Genomic DNA, 5,331 nt, shown 5'->3' with positions numbered 1-5,331 from the left:
CTCGAAGAATCCATCGATACGGTTTCCCAAAACCGTGATTTTACCCGTTCTGTCCGGATCAACGGCAACGATGAACTTGCGCGTATGAGCCATAAACTCGATGAACTGGTCAGTATTCTCCGCCAGGCGTTCAAAGGGATCCGCTCGGCTTCTAGCGAAAATCTCTCTGTGTCGGCAGAGCTCTCCGCAACAACGCTTGCTATCGGAAGAGCCGCCGAAGAGGAAGCAAAAATCGTCACCCAAACAACCGTAGAATCGGATCAAATGAAAGAGGCGATGAAAGCTTCCTCCATCGAAGCGCAAAGTGTACGCGAAAAAGCGCTCGGAGCACGCGAGACTCTTCGAGAGGCGCAATCGGCTCTTCATAATACCATCGAACAGCTCTCTATTACCGTTCAGATGGAAGGTGAGATCAATGAGCGACTGAACTCACTTTCTCAAGAGGCATCCCAAGTTAAACAAGTTCTCACCGTTATCGCCGACATCGCCGATCAAACCAACCTTCTTGCCCTTAATGCCGCTATCGAAGCAGCCCGTGCCGGTGAGCACGGACGCGGATTTGCCGTGGTGGCCGATGAAGTACGCAAACTCGCTGAGCGAACCCAAAAGAGTCTCGTAGAGACCAATGCAACCGTTAATGTTATCGTCCAGTCAATCAACGATATAACCGATCAAATGAATCATAACACCAAACGTATTGAATCACTGGCAGACGCCTCTGAGGAAGTCAATCAGCATACGGAAACGGCTGTTGAGGCATTAGCCGACACCGTCAATGCGATAGAAAAACTCTCTAACGATACCCAAAACAATGCTTCAACCACCGAATCGATTATCCTAAAAATCGGTAATGTTCATGAACTTTCAACCTCAAATGCACGTAGTGTTGAAGAGATTGCCGCCGCAGCTGAGCATCTGCACCAAATGACCGAACAACTCACCGCTCAAATCTCTGTATTCAGAACGTAATAAAAAATTTCTACTCTTTCCATATCCGGAAAGAGTCCCTTCCTTCTTCTCTTTAATGAGAATGTTTTCTGCAAAAGCTAAGTTTTTCTCCCAGCTCATACGATAATGAATTCAAGCGGCTGATTTTTTGATCCATCCGTTCCATAATTTCAATATTCGTCATTGAATCTTGATCAATGTTCGCCATCTGTTCTGAAGCCGATTCTCCGTGTTTTTGGAGAGTCGCATAACTTGCCTGCGCTTCATTCATTGTCCGTATGGCGTTGCGCATCGCTTCAGCCGCATCACTGACCAACTCTTCGGATGTTTCAGAGCTCTTAGAGAGGGCAATAATCCCCTCAGAAGAGGCAATCGTGCTATCGGCAATATCACCGACCGACTGGATAATTACTTCGGTTGTAGCTCGAATATCGGTCAAACTTGATTGAGTCTTCTCTGCCAACTTACGTACTTCATCAGCCACCACGGCAAATCCGCGTCCGTGCTCACCGGCACGGGCTGCTTCGATAGCGGCATTAAGGGCAAGAAGATTGGTTTGGTTGGCGATATCACCGATGATCGTGAGGATAGTACGGATTTGAGCCGCTTCGTTTTCCAAAGAGCGAAGTTTTTGGGAAATAATCTCTCCGTTTGCCGCACTCTCTTTTGCGCTTCCCGCTACCGCATGAATACTTTTTTTGGTCATTTCCAGCTCATTATCCGCTTTATTCAAAGAATCGACAACGGTATCGGTCAAGCTTGACATAGTATGCAGCTGATCACTGATAGAGCCGATGACTTCAAGATTTTTATGAACCAATCCTCTGGTATTCGTCACTTTGATGATGACGGCACCGGCATCTTGCACCGTCTCGGAAGAGAGGGATACATTCTCTTTGGAAACATTCACCGCTTGAAGAATAACGGTACGGATGGTTAATAGAAATTTATTCAAAGAGTTTGATAACCGTGCGATCTCATCGTTCCCGTTTGCATCGAATGACGTCGTCAGATCAAGACTTTCGGAGAGCGTTTCCACCTGATGCGTTAAATCGCTCAGACGACGGGTAATAATGGCTGAAATCCACCACGAAATCACCCCGGCTATCACCAATGCAACCAAAAATATCAATAGGCTCTGCATCAATAATGCGTTAAGAGCCGTTTTTATATTATCGACTTTCAAATCGGCGCCGATCATGTACAATTTCCCGCCCGCAGAACGGTTTATCTGCAGATAGGAGCGAAAATTACCGTATTTATCAAACGTATCTTCATAAAAACGGTGATTTTCCTGAAACCCTTTTTGAATCCCCTCACTTGCTTCGTACTCGGTATAAAAAGGGTCATACTCATTGGTTTTAAGCTCATCGGCAGTAGCACTGCTCACCACCGTATAGATTTTTCCACCCTCTTGAACCATCAGATAGATATATTCTAAACCGTTTTCGTGTGCATAGTCGCTCAATTTTTTAACCAATTTGAAATGTTCATCAGGCGTCATAGGGCGCGATTGATCGAACTTATCCACTAAATCATCCCCTAGATAAAGCTCACCGGCCTGTGCAGCCACTTTCAGTTTGTTATCTACATTCTCCATATAAAGATTTTTTTGTACGGTATAGATAAAGAGCATGAATAATAAACTCGCTACCGTTGCAATAAAAAGGGTGGCTGCAATTATTTTTATTCGTAAACTGCTGTTGAACATTATTGGCCTTTTTTCTTAAATGGTGACAGGGATGATACAACATTTAGTTTAAAAATATTTTTATTTGCTTTCCAATCAAAGACTGCGGAAGATGATTAAGTCACTATGACTGTATTTCTCCCCTGCTCTTTTGCAAGATAAAGTGCCGCGTCTATCCTTCCGATACATTCATGCACCTCTTCAGAATACTTGAATTCACCGACACCGATACTGATGGTCACCGGATACAAATCCGTAAATGGATACTCACTGACGGTATGACGAAGATACTCTGCCACATTTGCCGCTTCAGGCAATGAGGTATGGAATAAGATGACCATAAATTCTTCTCCGCCCCATCGTCCGATCATATCGGTTTGGCGCAATGACGTATTCATCACCTCCGCCAACTCTCGCAATACCTTGTCCCCCTCTTGGTGCCCTAAAGTATCGTTAATAGTTTTAAAATAATCAACATCAATCAGCATAATGCTGCAGTGATAATCTCTGTATCGGTTTACCTTATGCTGCTCTTCGAGCAGTTTTTCATCGGTTTTTTGACGATTGTAGAGTCCGGTCAGTTTATCGGTAGTAGAGAGCTCGAGCAAACGGGTATTGTAACGCTTAAGAAGCGTATACCGCCAGATAAACGCAGCCGCCACAAAAAAGAGTACAAGCGCTATTTTACCGATTACGGTACGATCCAACCATGCTACCTGCTCAATCGTCGATGTCCAGCGATTATAGCTTTTTTGCATCGTCGCCTCATCCAGATGTACCACCAATTTTTCAAAAATATGATGGAGATTCGGTTCGTCATTGCGAACCCCTACGCTCAATTCATCTTTTTCTTCTAAGCGCAATGAAACTTTTAAACTGCCGGTATATTCTTTTTGTATATACGAAGATGCGACAACAAGATTATCGATATAACCGTAAAGCTCCCCGCTTTCAACCTTTTTTAGTCCGTCGCTGATCGATGCGACCTCTACAATAGTAAGTTCGGGGTAAAGTTTTTTTAATCGATTGACTATTTCATACCCTTTGACGACTCCGATTTTCTTTCCCCTGAGAAGGGTTATACTTTCGGTAAAAGGTTTTTCCATCGTCGTTACCATAACATACGGAAGTGCTAAATAAGTCGACGTAAAATTCAAATATCTCTCTCGTTCAGACGTTTTGGAAGCCATGGATAGAATATCGCACTGACGAGCTTCTGCATTCATCAACGATTCACTCCATGTTGACGTCGGAACCAGTTCGATAGGTATCCCAAGTTTAGACTCAAAACTTTTGATAATGTCCGAAGCGATACCGATATGTTTTCCCTCTCTGATTGCTTCAAGCGGATACCATTCGGGATCGACACACATCGTGATTTTTTTCTTTTGTAGAAGATAGTTTTTTTCGGCCTCCGTCAATTGAAAACTATTTTTCGTACTGGAAGCAATATCTTGAAATGAAAACTGACCTAATTTCTGATCTTGATGAATCATTCCGGCATGAAGGAGTTGTTTGTACAGACGTTGGGTAAATTCACCGTTTGTCTCCCCGATTTTATACAGATCACACATCATCAGCTTTTGAATCACTGTCGCTTCATACGCTAGCGCTTCGGGGGATTTTTTTACTCCGTATTTCTGTTTTAGAATCTTTATCATCTCACGCGGATGCTCTAGGGCGTATTTCCAGCCCCGATTGGTTGCATCAATAAAATTTTGTCCCCGCTGCGAATGTTCAATCGCCTCTTGGCGGGAGGTAAAGAGGTTTCCCGCATTCACTACAAATCCGTACTCTGCCGGATCGATGATATCGTAGGCGATTTTGAGCCGATCAAGATCGTACAGCTGATTGGAGCGATACACACTCATGGCATCGACTTCATGACGAATAAACGGTTCGATACTGAAGGTTTGATTGACAAAACGGCTATTGGAAGAGGTGATATCAAAATGGGATAACAGCAGCGATAATGAGCTGTGTTTGAGTTCGTTATTCGTTCCCATAATCGTTTTAGCGATTAGATCAGCGGGATTTTTTATCCCTTTTTGGGTGACAAAGACTAAGGGAGAGTGTTGCAGATAGGTAGCCATAAGGACGATAGGCCGAAGAAGACCGTTTTCAACTACAACACTGCTGTTGTATATACCGTAATTCGCTTTGCCGTTCAAAACATCCGAAACGACATCGGAACCTTCCTGATATTCGCGCAGTTCAACGTCTAATCCGGCCTCTTTATAATAGCCTTTCTCTTTTGCAGCAATATATCCGGCGTACTCAAACTGATATTTCCAATCGAGCTGAACAGAGATTTTTTCGAGGGTTGAACCGCTTAAAACGGTGATTAAACCGATAAAAAAAAGAAAACCTCGAAACACCATCCGCTAACCAACCTTCTATTCGCAAAAGAGTCTTTTATTTATTGTACTGTGCAAAAGATAAAACTTTTCCTTAAGTGAATATCTTTTTAGTGGCGTCGATCATTATCGCGGCGCTTAGGTTCGTGACGTCCGCTATCACGCTTTTGTGTCGGTTTACCGCCACGGTCACCGCCGCCGTTTCCGCCACGGTTTCCGCCGCCTCCCCCTGCACCGCCTCGACCGCGTTGGATCGGTTCGGCTTTGATCGAAGGATCCGGTTCGTACCCCTCGACAATAGTGCTGTCGAGCTTTTTATTGATCAGTTTTTCAATC

Annotated in this window: 3 protein-coding genes and 1 pseudogene; 1 reads left to right on the top strand and 3 read right to left on the bottom strand. The window is 44.0% G+C overall.

The window, feature by feature from the left end; all coding sequences use genetic code 11:
- Positions 1–969, top strand: a 969-nt coding sequence (locus Q0C19_RS10825) for a methyl-accepting chemotaxis protein (protein WP_295055888.1), incomplete at its 5' end; no start/stop codon positions are given.
- 52 nt (positions 970–1,021) lie between these two features.
- Here Q0C19_RS10825 and Q0C19_RS10820 read toward each other — a convergent pair.
- The 3 genes and pseudogenes from Q0C19_RS10820 to Q0C19_RS10810 all read right to left on the bottom strand — a co-directional run.
- Positions 1,022–2,659 carry a methyl-accepting chemotaxis protein gene (locus Q0C19_RS10820; protein WP_295055887.1) on the bottom strand — a complete coding sequence of 546 codons (1,638 nt, stop codon included), beginning with the start codon at positions 2,657–2,659 and terminating at the stop codon, positions 1,022–1,024.
- 95 nt (positions 2,660–2,754) lie between these two features.
- The gene (locus tag Q0C19_RS10815; protein ID WP_295055885.1) at positions 2,755–5,019 is read right to left on the bottom strand and encodes a diguanylate cyclase; all 2,265 of its coding nucleotides are present in this window, start codon (positions 5,017–5,019) and stop codon (positions 2,755–2,757) included.
- Between the two features lie 86 nt (positions 5,020–5,105).
- Positions 5,106–5,331, bottom strand: a pseudogene (locus Q0C19_RS10810) (ATP-dependent RNA helicase RhlE); the annotation flags it as partial.

The sequence above is a fragment of the Sulfuricurvum sp. genome (genome assembly GCF_023250475.1).
Classification (GTDB): Bacteria; Campylobacterota; Campylobacteria; order Campylobacterales; family Sulfurimonadaceae; genus Sulfuricurvum.
This window is presented reverse-complemented; position numbering and strand designations above follow the sequence as displayed.

Bases quoted from the DNA above. Each gene is read 5' to 3' on its own strand.
- Q0C19_RS10815 (WP_295055885.1), bottom strand. From the start codon at position 5,019: ATGGTGTTTCGAGGTTTTCTTTTTTTTATCGGTTTAATCACCGTTTTA.
- Q0C19_RS10820 (WP_295055887.1), bottom strand. From the start codon at position 2,659: ATGTTCAACAGCAGTTTACGAATAAAAATAATTGCAGCCACCCTTTTT.